Origin of the sequence: Rhodococcus sp. BP-241 (assembly GCF_019836145.1) — a bacterium.
GTDB lineage: Bacteria > Actinomycetota > Actinomycetes > Mycobacteriales > Mycobacteriaceae > Rhodococcoides.
Genome location: NZ_JABUEI010000002.1, coordinates 91367 through 112916, shown reverse-complemented (window position 1 = coordinate 112916; position 21550 = coordinate 91367). Strand labels below are relative to the sequence as shown.

Annotated in this window: 21 protein-coding genes; 6 read left to right on the top strand and 15 right to left on the bottom strand. The window is 69.8% G+C overall.

The genetic code is table 11. From position 1 onward, the window contains the following. Nucleotides 1–3 precede the first annotated feature (3 nt). The 4 genes from HQ308_RS04055 to HQ308_RS04040 are packed head-to-tail and all read right to left on the bottom strand — an operon-like array spanning nucleotide 4 to nucleotide 5265. Nucleotides 4–1602 carry an acyl-CoA carboxylase subunit beta gene (locus tag HQ308_RS04055; RefSeq protein ID WP_222645502.1) on the bottom strand — a complete coding sequence of 533 codons (1599 nt, stop codon included), beginning with the start codon at nucleotides 1600–1602 and terminating at the stop codon, nucleotides 4–6. Next, the gene (locus HQ308_RS04050; RefSeq protein ID WP_027504606.1) at nucleotides 1599–2747 is read right to left on the bottom strand and encodes an acyl-CoA dehydrogenase family protein; all 1149 of its coding nucleotides are present in this window, start codon (nucleotides 2745–2747) and stop codon (nucleotides 1599–1601) included. Before HQ308_RS04050 ends, HQ308_RS04055 begins: the two co-directional genes overlap by 4 nt. Further along, nucleotides 2744–4447: an acyclic terpene utilization AtuA family protein gene (locus tag HQ308_RS04045; RefSeq protein ID WP_222645939.1), complete on the bottom strand. Its 1704-nt coding sequence runs from the start codon at nucleotides 4445–4447 to the stop codon at nucleotides 2744–2746. Before HQ308_RS04045 ends, HQ308_RS04050 begins: the two co-directional genes overlap by 4 nt. Before the next feature lie 5 nt (nucleotides 4448–4452). Next, entirely contained in the window at nucleotides 4453–5265 is an 813-nt protein-coding gene (locus tag HQ308_RS04040) for a TIGR03084 family metal-binding protein (protein WP_222645501.1), read from the bottom strand. A 245-nt stretch (nucleotides 5266–5510) separates the two neighbouring features. Here HQ308_RS04040 and HQ308_RS04035 point away from each other — a divergent pair, with 245 nt between their 5' ends. Further along, nucleotides 5511–6254, top strand: a complete 744-nt coding sequence (locus HQ308_RS04035) for a giguanylate cyclase (RefSeq protein WP_222645500.1) — start codon at nucleotides 5511–5513, stop codon at nucleotides 6252–6254. A gap of 91 nt (nucleotides 6255–6345) precedes the next feature. Here HQ308_RS04035 and HQ308_RS04030 read toward each other — a convergent pair whose 3' ends face one another. The 4 genes from HQ308_RS04030 to HQ308_RS04015 form a co-directional block, all read right to left on the bottom strand. Then, the gene (locus HQ308_RS04030; protein WP_222645499.1) at nucleotides 6346–7341 is read right to left on the bottom strand and encodes an aldo/keto reductase; all 996 of its coding nucleotides are present in this window, start codon (nucleotides 7339–7341) and stop codon (nucleotides 6346–6348) included. An 8-nt stretch (nucleotides 7342–7349) separates the two neighbouring features. After that, nucleotides 7350–7733 (bottom strand): MerR family transcriptional regulator, encoded by a 384-nt coding sequence (locus HQ308_RS04025; RefSeq protein ID WP_056441761.1) that lies wholly within the window; start codon nucleotides 7731–7733, stop codon nucleotides 7350–7352. A 16-nt stretch (nucleotides 7734–7749) separates the two neighbouring features. Beyond that, complete coding sequence (locus HQ308_RS04020) at nucleotides 7750–8709, bottom strand: lysophospholipid acyltransferase family protein (protein ID WP_222645498.1); 960 nt, start codon at nucleotides 8707–8709, stop codon at nucleotides 7750–7752. A 112-nt stretch (nucleotides 8710–8821) separates the two neighbouring features. Beyond that, entirely contained in the window at nucleotides 8822–9850 is a 1029-nt protein-coding gene (locus HQ308_RS04015; RefSeq protein WP_222631763.1) for a substrate-binding domain-containing protein, read from the bottom strand. Between the two features lie 49 nt (nucleotides 9851–9899). Between HQ308_RS04015 and HQ308_RS04010 the strand changes: the two genes are divergently transcribed. Beyond that, entirely contained in the window at nucleotides 9900–11117 is a 1218-nt protein-coding gene (locus HQ308_RS04010) for an MFS transporter (RefSeq protein WP_027504599.1), read from the top strand. Here HQ308_RS04010 and HQ308_RS04005 read toward each other — a convergent pair. After that, nucleotides 11065–12357: a nitrate/nitrite transporter gene (locus tag HQ308_RS04005; RefSeq protein ID WP_222631765.1), complete on the bottom strand. Its 1293-nt coding sequence runs from the start codon at nucleotides 12355–12357 to the stop codon at nucleotides 11065–11067. The genes HQ308_RS04010 and HQ308_RS04005 overlap by 53 nt on opposite strands. 32 nt (nucleotides 12358–12389) lie before the next feature. On the opposite strand from HQ308_RS04005, the gene aroQ reads away from it, so the two are divergent. Then, a complete protein-coding gene (aroQ, locus tag HQ308_RS04000; RefSeq protein ID WP_222631773.1) occupies nucleotides 12390–12884 on the top strand; it encodes a type II 3-dehydroquinate dehydratase in 495 nt (164 codons plus the stop codon). A 23-nt stretch (nucleotides 12885–12907) separates the two neighbouring features. Continuing rightward, the gene (locus tag HQ308_RS03995; RefSeq protein ID WP_056442367.1) at nucleotides 12908–13723 is read left to right on the top strand and encodes an acyl-[acyl-carrier-protein] thioesterase; all 816 of its coding nucleotides are present in this window, start codon (nucleotides 12908–12910) and stop codon (nucleotides 13721–13723) included. 60 nt (nucleotides 13724–13783) lie between these two features. Here HQ308_RS03995 and HQ308_RS03990 read toward each other — a convergent pair whose 3' ends face one another. Next, nucleotides 13784–14302, bottom strand: a complete 519-nt coding sequence (locus HQ308_RS03990) for a PadR family transcriptional regulator (protein WP_156380457.1) — start codon at nucleotides 14300–14302, stop codon at nucleotides 13784–13786. Nucleotides 14303–14432: 130 nt separating this feature from the next. On the opposite strand from HQ308_RS03990, the gene HQ308_RS03985 reads away from it, so the two are divergent. Further along, nucleotides 14433–14861: a DUF1707 domain-containing protein gene (locus HQ308_RS03985; RefSeq protein ID WP_222645497.1), complete on the top strand. Its 429-nt coding sequence runs from the start codon at nucleotides 14433–14435 to the stop codon at nucleotides 14859–14861. Here HQ308_RS03985 and HQ308_RS03980 read toward each other — a convergent pair. Continuing rightward, entirely contained in the window at nucleotides 14803–16146 is a 1344-nt protein-coding gene (locus HQ308_RS03980) for a cytochrome P450 (RefSeq protein WP_222631775.1), read from the bottom strand. The genes HQ308_RS03985 and HQ308_RS03980 overlap by 59 nt on opposite strands. 89 nt (nucleotides 16147–16235) lie before the next feature. Here HQ308_RS03980 and HQ308_RS03975 point away from each other — a divergent pair, with 89 nt between their 5' ends. After that, entirely contained in the window at nucleotides 16236–16865 is a 630-nt protein-coding gene (locus HQ308_RS03975; protein ID WP_222645496.1) for a TetR/AcrR family transcriptional regulator, read from the top strand. 1 nt (nucleotide 16866) lies between these two features. Here HQ308_RS03975 and HQ308_RS03970 read toward each other — a convergent pair whose 3' ends face one another. From HQ308_RS03970 to HQ308_RS03955, 4 genes are read right to left on the bottom strand one after another with little or no spacing between them, the layout of a single operon-like run. Then, the gene (locus tag HQ308_RS03970) at nucleotides 16867–18057 is read right to left on the bottom strand and encodes an NAD(P)/FAD-dependent oxidoreductase (protein ID WP_027504592.1); all 1191 of its coding nucleotides are present in this window, start codon (nucleotides 18055–18057) and stop codon (nucleotides 16867–16869) included. A 40-nt stretch (nucleotides 18058–18097) separates the two neighbouring features. Beyond that, nucleotides 18098–19429 (bottom strand): glycosyltransferase, encoded by a 1332-nt coding sequence (locus tag HQ308_RS03965; RefSeq protein WP_308115663.1) that lies wholly within the window; start codon nucleotides 19427–19429, stop codon nucleotides 18098–18100. Beyond that, nucleotides 19426–20424: a glycosyltransferase gene (locus HQ308_RS03960; RefSeq protein ID WP_308115662.1), complete on the bottom strand. Its 999-nt coding sequence runs from the start codon at nucleotides 20422–20424 to the stop codon at nucleotides 19426–19428. Before HQ308_RS03960 ends, HQ308_RS03965 begins: the two co-directional genes overlap by 4 nt. Beyond that, a complete protein-coding gene (locus HQ308_RS03955; RefSeq protein ID WP_222645495.1) occupies nucleotides 20421–21374 on the bottom strand; it encodes a WcbI family polysaccharide biosynthesis putative acetyltransferase in 954 nt (317 codons plus the stop codon). Before HQ308_RS03955 ends, HQ308_RS03960 begins: the two co-directional genes overlap by 4 nt. Between the last annotated feature and the right edge of the window lie 176 nt (nucleotides 21375–21550).

Sequence of the window (21550 nt, the reverse complement as noted above, 5' to 3'; positions counted from 1 at the left end):
CGGTCACATCCGGAAGACACCGAAGTTGGCGGTGCCCTCGATCGGGGCGGAGGCGATGGCCGACAGGCACATCCCCACCACCGTGCGGGTGTCTCGGGGGTCGATCACGCCGTCGCCGTACAGGCGTCCGGAGAGGAACATGGGAACCGACTCGGCCTCGATCTGCTGCTCGATCATCGCGCGCAGACCCGCGTCGGCCTCCTCGTCGAACGCCTGTCCGCGGGCCTCGGCGGAGGCGCGGGAGACGATCGAGATGACGCCCGCGAGTTGGGCACCGCCCATGACCGCGGACTTGGCGCTGGGCCAGGCGAAGAGGAAGCGCGGGTCGAAGGCGCGACCGCACATGCCGTAGTGCCCGGCGCCGTACGACGCACCGAGCAGCACCGAGATGTGCGGGACGGTGGAGTTCGAGACGGCGTTGATCATCATCGACCCGTGCTTGATCATCCCGCCCTCCTCGTACTCCTTGCCCACCATGTAGCCGGTGGTGTTGTGCAGGAACAGCAGTGGCGTGTTCGAACGGTTCGCCAGTTGGATGAACTGCGTCGCCTTCTGCGACTCCTCGCTGAAGAGGACGCCGCGGGCGTTGGCGAGGATGCCGACCGGATACCCGTGCAGTTCCGCCCATCCGGTGACCAGAGACGAGCCGTAGAGCGGCTTGAACTCGTCGAAGTCGCTGTCGTCGACGATGCGCGCGATGACGTCGCGGGGGTCGAACGGGATCTTGAGGTCGGCCGGCACGATACCGAGCAGTTCCTCCTCGTCGTACCGGGGCGGGAGCACCTCGGTGCGCGGCGCAGGACCCTTCTTGTGCCAGTTGAGCCGCTTCACGATGCCGCGGCCGATGCGGATGGCGTCCTTCTCGTCCGCGGCGAGATGGTCTGCGAGACCGGAGGTCCGGGCGTGCATGCGGGCGCCGCCGAGCGATTCGTCGTCGGTCTCCTCGCCGGTGGCCATCTTCACCAGCGGCGGTCCGGCGAGGAACACCTTGGACCGCTCCTCGATCATGACGACGTGATCGGACATGCCGGGAATGTAGGCGCCGCCGGCGGTGGAGTTGCCGAACACGAGGGCGATGGTGGGGATGCCGGCCGCGGAGAGGCGCGTCAGATCACGGAAGATGCGGCCACCCGGGATGAACACCTCCTTCTGCGTGGGGAGGTCGGCACCGCCGGACTCGACCAGTGAGATGACCGGCAGCCGGTTCTGCATCGCGATGTCGTTCGCTCGCAGCGTCTTCCGCAGGGTCCACGGATTGCTCGTGCCGCCCCGCACGGTGGGGTCGTTGGCGACGATCAGGCACTCGACGCCGCTGACGACACCGATGCCGACGACCACGCTGGCGCCGACCGGGAAGTCCGTGCCCCAGGCCGCGAGCGGGCACAGCTCGAGGAACGGCGAATCCGGGTCGACGAGCATCTCGATGCGCTCGCGTGGGGTCATCTTGCCGCGGCCGCGGTGCCGTGCGACGTACTTCTCGCCCCCGCCGCCCAGTGCCTTGGCGTGTTCGGTCTCCACCTCGGAGAGCTTCGCGATCATGGTGTCGGCGGCCGAGACGTACGCGTCACCGGAGCTGTCGAGTCGGGAGGTCAGAGTCGTCATGCGGTGTACCCCAGTCGCTTCGCGGCCAGCGAGGTGAGGATCTCGGTGGTGCCGCCGCCGATGCCGATGATGCGCATGTCGCGGTACTGACGCTCGACCTCGCTCTCGGCCATGTAGCCGAGTCCACCGAACAGCTGTACCGCCTGGGAGGCGACCCATTCGCCGGCCTCGACCGCGGTGTTCTTCGCGAAGCACACCTCGGCGATGCAGTCGTCGCCGTCCTCGACGTGGCGATCGATCAGTGCGTGCGTGTACGTGCGGGCCACGTCGATCTTGCGGTGCATCTCGCTGAGCGTGTTCTGCACCGCCTGACGGGCGATGAGCGGCTTGCCGAACGTCGAGCGGTCCCGCGTCCACGCCACCGTCAGATCGAGGCACCGCTGCGCCGAGGAGTAGGCCTGCGCGGCCAGCGCAGCGCGTTCGGAGACGAAGGCCTGCGCGATCTGGGCGAACCCGGAGTTCTCCGGGCCCACCAGGTTCTCCACGGGCACGCGCACGTCGGTGTACGACAGTTCGGCGGTGTCGGAGGCCCGCCATCCCATCTTGTCGAGCTTGCGGGACACCTCGAATCCCGGTGTGCCGCGCTCGACGACGAGCAGCGAGACGCCGGCCGCGCCGTCTCCCCCGGTGCGGACGGCGGTGACCACGAAGTCGGCCCGGCACCCCGAGGTGATGTAGGTCTTCGCGCCGTTGACGACGAAGTGGTCCCCGTCGCGCACCGCTCGGGTGCGCAGGTGTCCCACGTCGGATCCGCCGCCGGGCTCGGTGATGGCCAGCGACCCGATCAGCTCGCCGTCGAGCGTGGGCCGGACCCACTTCTCGAGGTGGTCGGGGTTGCCCGCAGCGACCATGTGCGGCAACGCGATCCCACAGGTGAACAAGGACGCGAACAGGCCGCCGGACGCACCCGCCTCGTGCATCTCCTCGCAGATGACCGTGGCGTCGACCAGCGAGCCGCCGCCCCCGCCGACCGCCTCGGGGAACGGCGCCCCGAGCAGACCGATCTCGGCTGCCGCGCGGTGCAGGCTGCGGGGAATCTCGCCGTCACGCTCCCACTCGGTGAGGTGCGGCAGCACCTCCCGGTCCACGAACCCCCGGACCGTCTTACGGAGTTGCGCTCGGTCGGGGCCACCCCAGGTGCTCATGCGAGTCCACTTTCTGCGAGTACTGATTCGGGTATCGGGACGTGCCGCGATCGCAGCCACTCCCCCAGGCCCTTGGCCTGGGGATCGAAGCGAGCGCCGGATGCGACGCCCTCTCCGAGAATCCCGTCGACGACGATGTTCACGGCCCGCAGGTGCGGGAACTCGTACCGGTGCACGCGCAGGCCCGCCGTCTCCGGGAGCAGCGTCGTCACCAGCTCGGTGGTGAGAGTCGACCGGAGCCAGGCCCACGCGGCGTCGCCGCGCACCCAGACCCCGACGTTGGCGCTGCCGCCCTTGTCACCGCTGCGCGCCGCCGCCACCGTGCCGAGCGGCAGCGTGCGTGTGGGTTCGGCCGGCGGGCGGCCTGCGGGCGCGTCGGACGGGTCCGCCTCGACAGCCGTGGTGACGGTGGGCGGTGCGACGTCGACGCGCGTGCCGTCCGCGAGAACCGCCACGTGCCGCGGCACCGCCTGTTCGACGAACCCGGCCTCGAAGACGCCGTAGGGCGACCCCTGACCCGGAGGCGTCGTCACACAGAAACCGGGGTAGCTCGCCAGCGCGAGTTCCACTGCGGCTGCGCTGAACACGCGACCCACACGCTGCGGATCAGCGTCGCGGACGACGACACGGAGCACCGCACTGGCGGCCTCCTCGGTGTCGGCGTCAGGGTGATCGGTGCGCGCGAGAGTCCAGTCGACCTCGCGCGGCGGCGGCGTCAGCGCCTCGGTCATCTGAGTGCGCACCAGGTCGGCCTTGGCCTCGATGTCGAGGCCGGTGAGCACGAAGGTCATCTCGTTGCGGAACCCGCCGAGCGTGTTCCGGGAGACCTTGAGGGTGGGCGGCGGCGCCTCGCCGCGAGCCCCCGTGACCAGCACGCGGTCGGGTCCGTCCTGCGAGACCCGCACCGTGTCGAGCCGCGCGGTCACGTCCGGGCCGAGGTAGCGCGGGCCGGTGATCTCGTACATCAACTGCGCCGTCACCGTTCCGACCGTCACGGCGCCGCCGGTGTTCTCGTGCTTGGTGATCACCGACGACCCGTCCGACCGGATCTCCGCGAGGGGGAACCCCGGTCGACGCAGATCCTCGATCTCACCGAAGAAGGAGTAGTTCCCGCCGGTCGCCTGGGTTCCGCATTCGATGATGTGGCCGGCGACGACGGCGCCCGCGAGTTCGTCGAGGTGATCGCGGGTCCACCCGAACCGGGAGATCGCCGGGGCCACCACCACCGACGCATCCGTGACGCGTCCGGTGACCACGACCTGCGCCCCGGCGTCCAGGCACGCCGCGACACCGAAGGCGCCGAGATAGGCATTGGCGGTCAGCGGGGAGCCGAGGCCCAGTTCCTCGGCGCGGTCGTGCAGATCGTCTCCCTCCACGTGGGCGACCGAGACGGTCAGACCGAGACGGTCGGCGAGGGACCGGATCTCGTCCGCCAGTCGTGCGGGCGCCAACCCACCGGCATTGCTGACCAGGGTGACACCCTTGTCGAGTGCAGTGCCCAGGCACTCCTCGAGCTGCCGCAGATACGTCCTGGCGTAGCCGCGCGTCGGATCCTTCATCCGGTCGCGTCCGAGAATGAGCATCGTCAGCTCGGCCAGGTAGTCGCCCGTGAGGACGTCGAGATCACCGCCGTCGAGCATCTCGCGCATGGCCGACGCGCGGTCACCGTAGAAGCCGGAGCAGTTCCCGACCCTGATCATCTCCGTCACGACGCCACCCGCACGTCCCGGCCACCGCCGGGAGCCCCCGCGAACGCCTGCGCGAGACCCAGCCACGTCGCCGCGTCGTCGCCGACGGCCACGAGGTCGGTGTCGTCACGGTGCACGCGCTGCGTGACGAGCAGGCAGAAGTCCGGAGCGGAACCCGTGACACTCTGCTCCGCGTCCTCCGGCCCCCACGACCACTCACTCCCGTCGGGAGCGGTGAGCACGACGCGGAACGGTGCCGACGGCGGCGTCAGGCCGCGAATCGCGTAGGCGAAGTCGCGGGTGCGTACGCCGATGTGCGCGACGTGACGCAGCCGAGCCGTGGGTTCGCGAACCACGCCGAGGGCGTCCGCGACGTCCTGACCGTGTGCCCAGGTCTCCATGATGCGCGCGGTGGCCATCGACATCGCGCTCATCGGCGGGCCGAACCAGCGGATCTTCACGCCGTCGGGCACGTGTGTCAGGACGTCGAGCAGTTGCACTCGGCCGAGCCGCCATCGCGACAACAGGGTGCTGACCTGCTCTCCGGCGAGTGCGTCGGCAGCGGAGTCCACGAACGAGTCCGGACTGCCCATCGCGTCGGCGATCACCGCGTCGAATGCCGCTTCGGCGTCCTCGTCACCGGAGGCGCCGGCCGTCGTCAGCGCGGCGACGTGGTCGGTCCAGTGCAGGTGAGCGATCTGATGCGCCACCGTCCAACCGGCCGCCGGGGTGTCCGTGCGCCACGCGGCGTCGTCGGCATCGGCGACCAGCGCGTCCAGCGCGTCGCCCTCCGCACGCAGGTCCTGCAGCAACACCTCGAGAGCAGCCATGCCTGGAACGGTCGCACCCACGGGCCAAAAAAGCAAGCATGCTTGCTTGTTCTTGGACGTTGTGACGAACTCCAAAACAATCCGTGGCACCATCCATCCGCAGCGCAGGTCCGAAAGCCTGGTTTACGGTGAATCCCACAGGCGGTTGGACGCTTTACCGCACGACACCCATCACGACGCTCGCGACACGCCGGGCGGGACGAGGCCGCCCGCGAATGCGGGCACCGAAGGGAACGGGACCCGACATGGTCAGTGCACGAGACGGACGACCGGGGCAGGCCTACAGCGCGCCGGGCGCCTTCACCACGGCCTTCAGTCCGGGCGTCGGACCCCGAGCCGAGTACCCGGTGCCGGAACCGGTGCGGCACGACGAGACCGGGTACGACGAACCCCGGTACGACGACGACGACGAGCCGATCGGCGAACTCGAGGCTCGCTACGAGTGGATCGTCGGCCTCATGTCGTCGTTCACCGATCAGCGCGTCGTGCGGTGGATCATCGCGTTCTTCACCGCGTCGATGGGCGTGTGCGCCACCCTCGAGATCCTGTACGGCTTCGGCGGCACCACCACGTTCACGGTGGGCGTGCAGATCGGCTGCGCGGCCTTCGCGTTCGCCGCCGCTCTCTGGTGGACGGTGACCTCGTGGCCGCGGCTGCACACCGCCTTCGCCTTCGTCGTTCTGTCCAACCTGGGCATCCTCGCCGCGAACCTCAGCGCCGACATGCCGCCCGCCTACGCCGTCGGGAAGACCACCTTCTTCGTGGTGCTCGGCCTGTTCGCCGGTGTCTTCCTCGATCGCTGGATGCTGGCCACTCACATCGCGATCGCCGGTGTCGCCGTCACGTCCATCATCGGCTACAACATGCTGTTCGAGGACGTTCCCCCACTGGGCGCGCTGGTCGTGTGGGCACCGGTCATGTCACTGGTCATCGCCGTTCCCGCACTGCTCTACACGTTCGTGCGAGCAGTGCGGCTCGACCAGTCCTGAGCCACTCTCCGCGAGTACGTCCGTGGTGTCGCGATCGCGACTGGAATCACGACACTGTCGACGTACTCGCGGTGGGGGGTGGCCTCGGGGCTCACTCGTCGATGCTGGACATGTCTCCGTAGCGTGCTCCGGCCACGGCCGATGCGGGCACCGCTGCCTCGAGTTCGTCGAGGATCTCCTGCGTCACCGCGACGTCCGCCGCTGCCACGTTCTCCTCGAGGTAGCGCACGCGCTTGGTTCCGGGGATCGGCGCGACGTCCTCGCCCTGTGCCAGCACCCACGCCAGAGCCAGCTGACCGGGCGTGCATCCCAGCCGGTCCGCGATCTCACGGATGCGCGCCACGAGCGTCAGGTTCGCCTCGAGCGCCTCGCCCTGGAACCGCGGGAAGTACGCGGTGCGGCGCGAGTCCTTCTCCGCCAACTCCGACTCGTGTGCGATGGCGCCGGTCAACAGCCCGCGACCGAGCGGCGAATACGGGACCAACCCGATGCCGAGCTCACGGAGCGTCGGGAGCACAGTCTCCTCGAGATCCCGCGTGAACAGGGAGTACTCGGTCTGCACGGCCGTGATCGGGTGCACTGCGTGCGCCCGGCGGATGGTCGCGGCCGACGCCTCGGACATCCCGAGATGGCGCACCTTGCCCGCCTGCACCAGCTCCGCCATCGCGCCGACCGTGTCCTCGATGGGGACCGACTTGTCGACGCGGTGCTGGTAGTACAGGTCGATGTGGTCGACACCGATCCGCGACAACGACGCGTCGCAGGCCGCGCGAACGTACTCGGGGGTGCCGTTGATGCCGAGACGGGTGCCGTCGGCGAGTCGCTCGTTGCCGAACTTGGTGGCGAGCACCACCTGGTCCCGACGGCCGGCGATGGCCTCGCCGACCAGCTCCTCGTTGACGAACGGGCCGTACATGTCGGCCGTGTCGAGGAAGGTCACACCGAGTTCGAGAGCGCGGTGGATGGTGGCGATGCCGGAGGCGCGGTCGGTGTCGCCGTAGAACTCGGACATACCCATGCAGCCGAGGCCGAGGGCGGAGACGGTGAGAGGGGACTGCGTACCGAGGGTGCGTGAGGTGAGCGTCATGCCCCCACTCAACGTGCTGGAGTGCGCTCCAGGTCAAGCCTGCCGACGTAGAGCTCGATCTTGTGGTCGATCGCGCGCAGATGGCCGGTCACCTCGGCGAGCTGCGCCAGCACCCGTTCCCGATGCGCGCGGAGGGCGTCGAGCCGCTGCTGCTCCGTCCCCTCGCCCTGACGCACCAGGTCGGCGTAGTGCCGCACCTCCGCGATCGACATCCCGGTGGCGCGCAGTCGGGTGATGAGGACGATCCACGTGATGTCGTCGTCGCTGTAGCGGCGCTGTCCGGTGGACGACCGCGGCACCGCGCGCAGGAGCAACCCGTCACGCTCGTAGTACCGCAGCGTGTCGATGGTCAGCCCGGTCTGCTCGGACGCCTCCGCGATGCTGTGACTCACCCCGTCAGCTTAGGCATCAGCGGAAGAGCGGGAACTTCCTCTTGGTGGCGAGCGCGTCCATGCCCGACTGGATGGAGCGCCGCACCTCCTCGTACTTGGCCTCCACGTACTCCTCGTCGTCCACGCGGGCGAGATCGTGATCCACCTCGACGGGCGGCATGAAGCGGGTCCGGATCTTGGCGGGCAGCGGGATCTGCGGAAGTGCGGCCGGCGCGATGATCCACGGCAGCGACACGGCGATGGGGAACACCTTGAGTCGCGCGATCTTGTCCAGCCCCAACATCTTCGAGAGCTTGTCACCGCGGACCAGCACGGGCATGGCGTCGGCGCCGCCGACGGTGGCGATCGGCACGATCGGCACCCCGCAGCGGATGGCGAGCTTGATGAAGCCGGTGCGCCCGCCGAGGGTGGCGACGTCACGTTCGCTCCACGGTCGCAGCGAGTCGACCTCACCTCCGGGCCACACGATGACGTCGCGCCCCTCGGCCAGTGCCGTGGACATCGAGTCTGGAGCAGCGGGCAGCACACCCATCGACCGGAACACCGTGCCGATGAGGGGGAAGGCCATCAGCGCATCGTGCGCGGTGCCGTGCAGCGTGCGTGACGGGCCGAACCGTCGCCACCACTGCGCCCCCACCGTCCAGGCGTCCCACACGAACGGTGCACCCGAATGCACGCCGACCAGCAGCACCGGTGGCGGCGGGATGGTCTCCCACCCGTCGATCTCCATGCGGAAGTACTTGTCGACGAGCGGGTTCCAGAACTTCTCCTGGCGCCGCATGCTGTCGACGTCCTGGTCCGTGAGGTCCCAGTCGCCGGCGCGCGAAGCGACCAGGCCGCCGAGTCCACCGGACGCGTTCTCGCGCTTGTCCTTCATCGTCAGCCGGGCCGCGGCGGCGACCCGCTCGGCCTGGTCCTGCAGCTCGGGATCGCGATGGTCGGTAGGGGAAATGTCTGTGTGATCGGCGCCACTCATGAGGCCGAACCTACTGCACGGTCAGATGCGCCGTACCCCGGTTGCACACAGGCCGTGACGAATCAGCACATCCGGCCCCGGGGCGGTGGTTCGTGTGCAGCCTGCGCACGCCTCACCTCGTCGAGGTCCGCCGCACGACGTGCCACTCCGGTGTCGCGACGGGCTCACCCGCGAGCACGGCCCGCGCAGCGCTGCGCCCCTGCTCGTACAGCGACTGGGCCACCGTCGTCAGCCCTGCGCCCGCCGCTTCCTCGGTGTCGTCCCACCCGACCATCGCCAGGTCGCCCGGCACCTGCAGGCCGCGGTCCCGCACCACCGACAATGCCCCGAGCGCCATCTCGTCACTCATCGCCAGCACCGTGTCCGGCAGCGCGTCCAGGTGATCCTGCATCGCGCGCGTCCCCTCCGAGCGGAAGCTGCCGGTGCCGAACGCGACGGGCACCGCGGACCAGTCGAGCCCCAGCGCCTCGGCAGCCGCGCGGTAGCCCCGCAGACGGTTCCTCGTCACCGGGAAGTCGATCGTCTCCGGATCCGGTCCGTGCACGAGGCGCCGCTCCCGATGCTCGTCGGCAGGAAAAGCGAGCACCAGCGGTCGCGCGGCACCCGCGAGGGCGATCAGGGCGACCGCCTCGGCCGCGGCGGCGTCGTCGATGCTGATCAACGTCGTGCCGTCGTGCTCCGGACCGCCCTGCACGCACACGGGTCGCCCGGTGGCGACGGCCGCGTCGAGCAGTGGGTCCCCGGTGACCGTGGTCCAGAAGACGTACCCGTCCACGGCGGCGTCGCGCACCCGGTCGACGTCGCGGGCGACGCGCGTGTTCGGCAGGATCACCAGGCCGGTGTCGGTGTCGAGGCACGCATCGGCCACTCCTGACAGGAACCGGCGGGCCTGCGGGTCGTCGAACGCGTACGTCAGCTTCTCCGTCAGAAGCACGGCGAGGTTGTTGCTGCGGCCGCTGCGGAGCGACTGCGCGCCCCGGTGCGGGCCGGTGTAGCCGAGTCGCTCGGCGGCGTCGAACACCTTCGCCCGCGTCTCGTCCGACACCCGCTCCGGCCGCCCGTACGCGTAGGACACGCTCATGACCGAGACGCCGGCCGCCGCCGCGACGTCGGCCATGGTGACGCGTGTGTGCGAGGTCATCGATCGTCACTCTATCGCCCATCGGAGACCGTGTGTATCGTTACACAGCATGTCCACGGCACCTCCGCGCGCGAACACGCCCGCTCTGCTCGTCCTCGGCGCGACCGCGTTCATCTACGTCACGGCGGAGACGCTGCCGGTGGGACTGCTCCCCGAGATGTCCGCCGACCTCGGTGTCGGCGAATCGGCCATCGGGCTGCTGCTGACCTTCTACGCGTACGCGGTCGCCGTGATCACGTTGCCGCTGATGGCGGCGGTGAAGTCGTGGGACCGTCGCAAGGTCGTCGTCATCACCGCCGGCGCACTCGCGGTGTCGCAACTCGTGTCGGCGGTGTCCGTCGGCTATCCGATGCTGGTCGGAGCACGACTGATCTGCGCGGCCACCCACGGTGTGTTCTGGGCCGTGGTGGCTCCGGTCGCGGCGTCACTCGCCGCACCGGGCAAGCGCGCGAAGGCCATCGCGCTCGTCTACGCCGGGACGTCGTTGGCACTCGTCGCGGGCAATCCGCTGACCGCCGCCCTCGGACAGTGGACGCACTGGCGCGTCGCCGCGGCGACGCTCGGCGTCGTCGCGCTGGCCATCACCGTCGCCCTCACCCGGTTGCTGCCCGCTCTCCCGGTCGCGACTCCGGTCGCCACCACGGCCACGTCGCGCCCCGGCATCAGCCGGGTGCTCGTCCTGCTGTGCGGCATCACGTTCCTCGCCGCGCTGGGCCACTTCGCCGGCTACACGTACTTCGCGCTCGTGGTCGGCGAGGGCATCGGCACATCGGGGAGCGTGCTCTCGACCATGCTGTTCGTCTACGGACTCGCCGGCGTCGCCGGCATCTGGCTCATCGGTCGCACGTACGACCGCGGTCCGTGGCGCTCGACGATCGTCGTCCTCACCGCCATCACCACGGCGCTCGCGGCGCTGGTCCTGGCGCTGTCCACCGGATCCGGCGTGCTGGCGATCGTCGCCATCGCTCTGTGGGGCATGGCCTTCACCACCATCCCGGTGTGCATCCAGTCCGCCGTCCTGCACTCGGCACCGGCCGGGGCCGCGGCGGACCGCGCGTCGGCGATCTACGTCGTGACCTTCCAGGTGGCCATCGCGACGGGTGCCCTGGTGGGCGGCGGCATCGTCGACACCCTGTCGGTGACGGCGGTGCTGGTCTTCGCGGCCGTCACCATGCTGCTGGCACTGCTCGGGGTCCTCGCCGGGCGGTCGGCCTTCACGGCTCCGACGGCTCCCGTGCCGGTCGCTGCGACCGCATCCGCTCCCTGACCTCACGCCAGGTCCGGGGCGAGATCCCCGCGTCGCGACGGGTCTTGCGGCGGGCCACCAGCACACCCGTCGCCGCCACGGCCCAGACCGCGTACTGCGTGAGCCACGCGACGCGGAACGCCTCGAAGGTGTAGCCGCCCATCGCGTTCAGAATGGCGCCCATGGCCTGCATCACCAGCAGCGATGCGAGGAAACCGCCGATGTTCACCATGCCCTGGGCGGTGCCGAGCGCGACCGACGGATTGAACGTGCGCGCGTAGTCGAAGCCGATGGCCGACCCCGGACCACCGACCGAGATGACGATCACCAGGACGAAGAGCAACCACGTCGGCGCGGGTCCCGGAAGAGCGAGCACCACCGCCCACATGAGGGCGTTGCTGGCCATGATCGCCAGCACCATCCACGACCGACGCATGGGATAACGCCCCGTCAGGATGCCGACGACGATGCCCGACACGATGGCCGACACCACCGACGTGGTGAGCAGCGCGCCCACCACCGCGGACGACACCCCCTGCGCCGAACTGAGGTAGGGCACTCCCCACATCAGCGCGAACACGGTGATGGAGAACTGCGTCCCCATGTGGGAGAAGAAGCCGAGCCGGGTACCGGGCCGTGACCAGACGACGGAGATGTTGCGCACCGTCTCGCGGAACGTCACCCGCGGCGCGCTGCCGGGTCCGGGATCGGGCGAGTTCGAGACGGCGAGGAACGCCGCCAGCGCGACCACCACCCCGCTGGCTGCGGCCGCGCCGTAGGCGACGGACCACCCCCCGCCGTGCAGCAGCGTCAGGAACGGCACCGCGGACAGCACCTGCCCGACCTGCCCGAAGATGCCCGTCAGCTGCGAGACCAGCGGAACCCGGCGGGGCGCGAACCACTTCGGCACCAGCCGCAGCACCGAGATGAACGTCAGCGCATCACCGACACCCACGACGGCACGGGCCGCCACCGCCACCGGCAGCGAGTCGGTGAACGCCAGGATCATCTGCCCCGACGCCATGACCAGCGCTCCCGTGACGATCATCGCGCGCGGACCCACCCTGTCGAGCAGCACTCCCGCGGGGATCTGCATGGCCGCGTAGACGACGACCTGCAGGACGACGAACGACGACAGCACCGACGGACTCGCGGCGTACCGATCCGCCGCGTCGAGCCCCGACACACCGAACGACGTGCGATGCAGGACGCCGACGATGTAGGCGAGGACACCTGTTCCCCAGACGATCCACGCGCGCATGCTGCTCAGTCTCCCGGGTAGAGTCCGCACCCATGACCCACGGTCACGCCCACCACGACACGCTGCCTGACGACGGCCGGCCTCCGGCCTCCCCGCTGCCCATCCTGGTGCTCAACGGTCCGAACCTGAACATGCTCGGAACCCGCCAACCCGAGGTCTACGGCACCGAGACGCTCGACGACGTGGTCGCGCTGTGCCGCGAGACCGCGGAACGCCACGGACGCACTGTCCGCGCCGAGCAGTCCAATCACGAGGGCGCGTTGGTCGACTGGATTCACGAGGCGCGCGGGACGGCGTCGGGAATCGTCATCAACCCGGGCGGCCTGACCCACACGTCCGTCGTTCTGCGCGATGCTCTGGTCGTGCCCGAGATCCCCGTCGTCGAGATCCACATCTCGAACGTGCACGCCCGCGAGGAGTTCCGACACCACAGCTTCGTCTCGGGGATCGCCGTGTCGGTGATCGCCGGGTGCGGCGTCCGCGGGTACCGCTACGCCGTCGACGAGATCTGCGCCCGCACGTCCTGACCATCACGTCGGAAATGAGCACCATGGACCTCTCCCCCGTCACCAGCCACGAACTCGCACCACAGCCGCCGACGGGCGAGGGGTTCGAGACCGCGTGGCCCATCCGCGCCGGCGACGTCGACACCGCGAACCGGCTGCGCTACGACTCCGTCGCCCGGTACCTGCAGGACATCGGGTCGGACAACCTCGACGCCTCCGGACTCGGGGAGACGGATCCGTTCTGGATCGTGCGCCGCACGATCATGGACATCGACCGACCGTCGGTCTGGCCCGAGCGGATCACGTTGCGGCGCTGGTGTTCCGGTCTGTCGACGCGATGGTCGAACATGCGCGTCGACATCACCGGCGACAAGGGCGCGCACATCCGCACCGAGGGATTCTGGATCAGCATCTCGTCGACGACGGGCATGCCGACGCGCATCTCCGACGAGGGGCTCGCGCTGCTCACCCGCACAGCGGGCGAGACCAGACTCAAGTGGAAGCAGTGGCTCCGCGATCCGGCCCCGGAGTCCTCACTGACAGATCTCGCGTTCCCGCTGCGCATCACCGACGTCGACGCGTTCAACCACGTGAACAACGCCGCCTACTGGCAGGCCGTCGAGGAGGTGCTCGCCCGCGCGGAGTCCGGCGAGATCACCGGCGGACCGCACCGCGCGGTCATCGAGTACCTCTCGCCGATCATGGCGCCGGATCACGTCACGCTCCGCTGGCGTCGGCACGACGTGGACGGTGCACCGGCGGTGACGGTGTGGTTCATGGTGGACGACGCGGTACGCACGATCGCGTGCGTGGTGGCGCGCGCCGGCGCGAGTGGCGTTTCTGCTCCTCTCGCCGACTGAATCGGCGGGATCCCGCTCGCAGGCGGCGCGAGGAGAGCAGAAACCCCGGAGGCCGGTCGCCTACTGCCAGGGCAGGCCGTCGAGCCAGCTCAGCACCATCGTCTCGTAGGCGATGCCGAAATCGAGGGTGGCCGCGGCGTAGGGATCGTCGAGCGCGGCGTCCTTCTGCTCGCGATACCGGCGCAGGTTCTCCTCGTGCGTGCTCCGGTGCGCCGCCACCGCCTCGCTCAGCACGGACGCCGGCACGTGCTCGCCGAAGGAGATCATCAGCAGCAGCGGATGACGAATGACCTCCGGCTCGGGGAGCACCGAGATCCAGGCGGCGAACTCGGCTCGCCCCGCGTCGGTGATGCGGTACGGCTTGCGATCACGCGCCTGCGTCTCGAGTTCCTCCACCAGTCCGGCGCGGGCGAGGCCGGAGAGTTCGCGGTAGACCTGGGACCGCGTGACCGTCCAGAAGCCGCCGATGCAGACCTGCGCCGTGGCAACGAGGTCCCATCCGGACATGGGCCCGTTGTGCAGGAATCCCAGCAGAGAGGCCGCCGTCGCGTTGACGGTGGTGCCACGAGTGTCGGCCATGGCGTCATCGTCCCACACCTTGACAGTCCACAGTGGACGGTGCAGTCTGAGATCGGACATTCCACAGTGGACTGTCGACCCCCGATCTCGACCACCCCGATCTCGACCACCCCGACGAATCGAGCGTTCGATGACCGCACCGCAGACACACGAGCAGGCACTCGCACTCCTCACCGCCGCGGTGGGAGACGGGCGCCTGACCCTGGACGAGTTCGACACCCGCTCCGCGGCCGTGGTCTCGGCCCGCTCCGATGCAGACCTGGCCGCCGTCACCGCCGATCTGCATCCAGCGCCGTCCACACCCGGACATCCGACGACCGTGCCCGCGGCCGCGTGGCTGCGGTGGGCGTCGGTGGTCGCGCTGTGCAGCGTGATCTACGTGATCACCTGCGTCGCCTCGGGATCGATGCTGTACCCCTGGCCCGTCTGGGTGGCCGGGCCGTGGGGCATGGTGCTGCTCGTACACAGCATCGCCGCGGCGACACAGGGCCTCGGCACCGTCAGCTGCGGCGCTGCAGCCGCACGGGCTGCCCGTCCTTGGGATACGGCAGGGAGGTGAAGTCGATCGGTGTCGCACGATCGGCCGGCACCGACCACGTGTGGTGGCGCAGGAGGTGGTGCAGCACCATCGTGATCTCGATGGCCGAGAAGAACTGACCCAGGCACGTGTGGACCCCGCCGCCGAACGGTTGCCACGCGAACTTGTGCGGCAGCGCGCGACCGTCGAAGCGGGTGGGGTCGAAGACCTCGGGATCCGACCAGTAAGTGGGATCGTGATGCGTGTAATGCGGCGTGGCCACCACCATCACGTCGGCAGGCACGTGATGGCCGCGGATCACCGTGTCCCGCACCGTCCATCGCGCCATGGTGGGCAGCGGAGCGAGCATGCGCAGCGATTCCTTCATCACCGCGTCGAGTGCCGTCAGACCCGCCCGCGCCTCGGGTGCGGAGACGTCGGGGCCCGCGGCCAGCGACTGCCGGCGACATTCCTCCTGCCACTGCGGGTGTCGGCCGAGCTGATCGACCATCGTGGAGATGGTGATGGTCGACGTGTCGTGCGCTGCCATCAGCAGGAAGATCATGTGGTCGATGATCGCGTCGTCGGAGAAGCGCTCGCCGTCGTCGTCCTCGAGGTGGGCGAGCACCGAGAACAGATCTCGGCCGTCGCCGCGCCGCCGATCCGGAAGATAGTCCCGCAGAAAGTCTTCGAGGAAGCGTCGACCCTTCAGACCCCGGCGCCACCGACCACCGGGCACGTCGAGCCGGACGATGGACGTCGCCGCCTGAACACAGTCGACGAAGGCCTTGTTGACGGCGTCCAGCCGGGTGTCACCGTCCCGCACCCCGCCCATGAACACCTCGGTCGCGAGGCCGAGCGTCAACGACTTCACGGCGGGATAGATCTCGAAGTGCTCCGACGAGTCCCACTCCTGCACGGTGCGGGCGATCAGCGGTTCCATCGCCGCGGCGTAGGACGCGAGACGGTCCTTGGTGAACGCCTGCTGCAGCAGCCGCCGGTGGTGGCGGTGCTCGCCGAGGTCCATGAGCATGAGCCCGTTGTCGAAGAACGGCCCGATGAGCGGCCGCCAGCCGAGTGCGTTGCTGAACGCCTTGTCCCGGTTGGTCAGGATCTCCTCGCACCCGTCGGCGCCGAGCACCAGCACCACGCGCCGACCCGCCATCGTGTGCCACGAGACCTGCCCGTAGCGCCGCTCCTGCTGACGCCACAGGGCGAGGGGGTCCCGGATGTACTGCATCGAACGGCCGACGTAGGGGATGCCCGCGCTGCCCATGACGGGACGGAGATCGGAGCCGAGCGGTGGGGCGGCGAGCGCGTGAGCCATGGGGCCTCCTGAGTATCTGACAGGGCATCCTGTCAGATGTAGTGTGCGTCACAGGAGAGGCACTCGTCAAGACCTGCGAGACTGACGGCATGGCGGAACCCGCGAGCAGGACCTACGGCGGAGTGGACGCGGCGGACCGCGCCGTCCGCCGCCGGGCCGCACTGATCGAGGCGGGCCTGGACCTCATGTCCTCGGTGGGCACCGACAAGACGACGATGACCGCGGTCTGCGCCGCAGCCGGGCTCACCGAGCGGTATTTCTACGAGAGCTTCCGCACCAAGTCGGACCTGCTGCTCGCCGTGCTCGACAGCGTTGCCGACGAGGTGAGAAGCGCTGCGATCCATGCCGTCTCGTCCACGGACGGAGACGTCGCCGACCGCGTGCGGGCCGCTCTGAGCGCCGTGGTGTCGATCATGCTGTCCGACCCCCGCAAGGGCCGGATCGCGTTCGTCGAGTCGATGGCGTCACCGACCCTGCGAGCTCGACGTCAGGCGACCATCGACACCGTCGCGGACGTGGTCGTCGAACGCTCGCACGAACTCTGGGCCGACCGCGCACTCCCGCCGCCGCAGGACCGGCTCATGGCGCTGATGTTCATCGGCGCCTGCTCCGAACTCGTCTCCGCCCGGTTGCAGGACCACATCGGTGCGACCCCCGACGAGATCGTCGATGCTGCGACGCAACTGTTCCTCACCGGAATGCTGCGCCCGACGAGCTGACTCAGAGATGGCCCTTCAGCAACAGGTGCCAGTACGTGAACGGCAGGCCGAACCGGTCGCCCGCCCACGAGAGCCGACGGGGCTTCAGCGGGTCCAGGAACGACGGCAACGACGACGTGATCTCGCCGGTGCGATCGAACTCGGCCGCGATGAGACGCCGCGCGTCCACCGGGATCGGCGCCACGGTGTAGCCGTCGTACTCCCCCAGCGCCTCGTTCGATCGTTGCGCCAGCACGTTGTCGACGAGGATCGACACCTGGCGGCGTAGTCCGCCGCCCGAGGGGTCGGTGTCGATGGACGCGCCGTCGCCCACGGCCCACACGCCCTCGTGTGTGCGGTGCCGGAAGGTCCGCGGATCCACGTCCACCACTGCGTGCGTGCCGGGATCAGCGCTCGCCAGGCCGGTCTCCTCGACCCACCGCGGTCCGCGGTAGGGCGGCACCAGATGCAGCATGTCGTAGCCGATCCGCTCGGTGCGACCGTCCGCGCCAGTCACCGTGATCGATCGCTCGCCCGGCGCGAGCGCCGTCACGGCGGTGCGGTGAAGCACTCGGACATCCAGCTCCCGCAGGTACTTCCGCAGCCGGGCGTCGAGCGCCGGCACTCCCACGAGATCCGGGCGGTCGACCACCAGCGTCATCGACGGCGCGGCACCCACCTTCCGCCAGTGCGCGGCGGCGAGGAACAGCGGCTTGATGGTGGTGCCGGTGCAGCTCACCGGCGCACGAGGAACCGTGAAGACGGCGTGCCCGTCGGGACGCATCGTCTGCACGAGGTGCCAGGTACGCGTCGCCTCGTCGAGGTAGTTGCTCGCCACCGACGACGACGCCAGCGCCGCGTCGATTCCGGGCAGTGCGTCGTGATCGGGCACGAGACCGGATCCCACGACGAGGTCGCGGTAGCGCACCTCCGTGCCCGACTCGGTGCGCACCGTCCGCGTCACGGTGTCCACCGAGACGACACGCTCCTGGATCCAGGTACAGCCTTTCGGTGTCACCGAGCGCTGGGAGCGCTGCGCGGACGCGAGGGACGCCTGCCCGCCGCCGACGTAGGACAGCAGCGGCCGATAGGTGTGCACCTCCTGCGGTTCGATGACCACCACGTCGGAGACGCCCTTGTTCAGGAAACGGGCGGCGGCGCTGATGCCCGCGTTGCCCCCGCCGATGATGACGATGTCGTGCTCGGTGGTCATGATGCCTCCGGTGTCCTGTGACTCGAATGGTTCGGGGGTCTCACCACGACAGGTCCGGCTGATGCGGACCCGCGGCGATGCCGACCTCGTCGGCCGGTAGGTCCGTGATGCCGAACAGGTCGGCGAGGGCCTGCTGCGGGGTGCGATCCAGTGCGTCGGCCCACCGGCGGGCCCGGCGCACGGCGCGCCACGACCACCACTCCACACTGCCGCCGGGCACGGTCGACCGCACCAGACCGGGGCCTTGCGGAGGCGTCGACGCCGCCAGCGTCCGCGCTGCATCCGGGGCCAGGACGACCGGACCGACGAGGTCGAGCCCGAAGCGGCTGCGCCGTACGTCGTCGCCGCCGGGGGCACCGAGGCGGATTCGCGGGTCGTCGGTCCGCCACGACGCGACGAGATCCGCGGCGTCCGTCCCGTCCACCCACACGGTGACGTCCCCCTGCGCGAGCACCGATCCCACCGTCACCAACAGCGATGCGGCACTGTGTCCGTCGGCGTGCACGACGGCCGTGAGGTCGGGAACGGCGTACCGGACGCCGTGGGTGCGCGCAGCGGGGTCGGTGACGAGTGGAAGCAGGGACAGGGCCTCCGTGTTCTTCTGCTCGGTGCGTTGCTCACCGGGTCGGCCGGCCCAGTCGGGACCGTCGTGCCAGGCGACGGCGTCCGGCACATGCGCGATCAGGGCGCCGGCGAGGTAGGCGCGATTGGCCAGCTCCCAGTCCTCTCCGCCGTATCCGCCGAACGACTCGTCGAAGCCGCCGATTTCCTCGAAGAATGCTGCGGTGCAACACATCACCGCGCTGATGACGTGGCGATAGGAGCGATGATCGGCATCGAGCAGATCTCGCGAACCGCGGTACGCGTCGATCAACCAGCGCGGCTCGTCGAAGATCTCGTCGTCCGGCCCCGGAAGTCGGCCCAGCGCGGACAGGTCCGCGTGTCGCCGTCGACCGACGGTGAGTGCATCGGGAACCAGCGACGGCAGACGCACGAGCGCCTGGAGGTACCCGGGCTCGGGAACCGTGTCGGCGTCGAGGAAACAGAGCACGTCACCGGACGCGGCACGGGCCCCGAGATTGCGCGCCGCGGCGGCACGGAAGCCACGGTCCTCCTGCGAGACCACCGTGACGTCGAGCGCACTGCGGACGAGCGGCGCCGTGGCCGAGCCGTCGTCCGCGACGATCACCTCGAACGCGCGGTACGTCTGCTGCTCGAGCGCCGCGAGAACCAGATCCAGCGACCGTTGCTGTTCGAAATAGGGCACGACGACGCTGACCGACGGGCGCGGAGCATCGATGTCGCGCAGCAGGTCCCACCTGTTTCCGGGCACCGCGTGGCCGAGCGGGGTGGGGACCGCGGTGGTGATCACGCGTGCACCACGACCGACTCCGCGTACACCCGCACGTGCGCGGCGCCGACCTCCGCGCGCGTGGGGTGCGCGACGACCCCGTCCTCCAGCCACGTCGACTCGGGGTCACCCGCCGCGTCGGCGAGCGCCTCGGCGAGTCGGTCCTCCTCGTACAGGGTCACGGTGCCGGGCGAGCGCCGGGCGAACTCACGGGTGTACGCGCCGGCCACCACCAGCGGTCGACGGCCGTGCTCGATCCAGGTGTTGATCGACCCGGAGGCGGACATGTGCCGATGATGCGCCACGGGAACGGTGACGCGGCCGAGTTCGACCGGAAGGTCGGCGTCGTCGATGTAGCCGGTGACACGCACGGTGGTGCCGTGTGCCGCTGCGGACTCGGTCAGCTCGTCGACCAGATGATCGTGTCCCGGCGACGGCGTTCCCAGTGCCAGCAGGTGCGCGCCCGGGGGCAGCGCGTCCAGCACCTCGGCGTGTCCCTTGCCCGGGTACAGGAACCCGAGGACGCCGACGGTCACCTCGCCGCTGTCCGTGCGGATGCCGACCCCCGTCGCCACGGGAAGCGGGATCACGACGGACGGGGTACCGATACCGGCCTCGCGCACCAGGTCTCGTTCGTGCTCGCTGCTGACGATCACGGTGTCCGCGCACGCGACCACCCGTCGGTAGCACTCGACGCGCGCGGACGCGGATCGGCCGTCGGACGGCTGCGGCAGATCGTGCAGCGTCACCACGAACGCAGAACCCGATGCGTGGATGCGCCGCGCCAGGTCCTCGACCACCCCGGCTGCAGCCGTCGCCGGTGACCCGAACAATCGGTCCGTGACGTGCAGGTGCACGACGTCGACGTCCGGAATCGACGTGACGTCACTCGCGGACTCGTGACGCAGGAGCGTCGACTCGAGACCGGCGTCGATTATGCCGTCGCGGATGCGCAGCGCGAACTGCACCACCCCGTGTCGCTCGGGACCGATGACGAGATGCGCGACCGACGTCACGAGGCGACCTCCGACAGCAGCAGCGAGAGTGTGTCCGCGTGTCGGGTGAGCGCGGCGTCCACGAACGCGGGATGCTCCGCGTACCACTGCAGTTGGCGACGGTGAATGTCCTCGGCATCGACGACGGAGCCGCCGATCACCCAGTCCGGCCGGGGCGCGGCGCCGAGGCCGAGCGCGTCGACGACAGCGGACTCCAGCGGCGTGTGCACCGAATCGAGCAGTACGCGGCCGGGATCCGCCGCCGCAGCGTCGACACCGGCTGCCGACAGGATGCGCGTGGCCAGCTCGAGCAGCACGGGATTGCCGGGGTGATTGATCGTGTGTGCGGCGTCCGCTCCGTGCGCGGTCAGGACGTCCGAGATCGCGACGTCGCAGTCCCGGCGCTCGCGTCGTGCGAGTTCGGCGATGCTCGCCTCGGCGTTCGCGCGCAGCGCGTCAGGGGCGACGGGAGCGGCGCGCCACTGCTCGGATTCCACTCTGCCTGCGGCCACGAGCACCGTGCGCAGATCGTGGTACGGAGCGCCGGCGGGAGACGCCGACGGGTCGCTCGGGTGCCGCACGATCACCTGGAACGGGTACAGCCCGCTGTACCGGAAGACCGGCCACCGCACGACCCGGGCGTGCTCCGGCAGCATCGACGCCACCTGGTTCGTCCCGATCGGCAGGTCGCGGTAGTCATCGCGAACCGGCTGCGCCAGCAACACCGAGGCCCGGCCGGCCAGCTCGGCGAGGTGCCGCACGTCGGCCGAGTCGAGTTCGTGCACCGGCGGCATGCGCACGGTCCGGAACGGCGCGTCCGGCACCTCGTCGAGCATCACTCGCACGGCCTCGGCCTGGCAGTTCCCGAGCACGATCCACAGCGGTGGATCGTCGGGCACCGGGTCGAGACCGTAGAACTCGCCGTAGTGACGCGTCCGGCCGTCCGGCTCGGTCGACGCAGAGTGAGGCATGACGTCGGGTTACCCGGACAGCGCGCAAACGAAGCGGTGAGAGACCTGCACGACACCGCGTTTGTGGACGAGCCCCCCGGGGCATTCCTCTTTTGTCGTGGTCCAGAAGGCGGCCCGATCCCTGTTCGTACACCCGTGCCGCCCTGCCCACCCCTCGGGCGCGCGCGTCTGCCCCC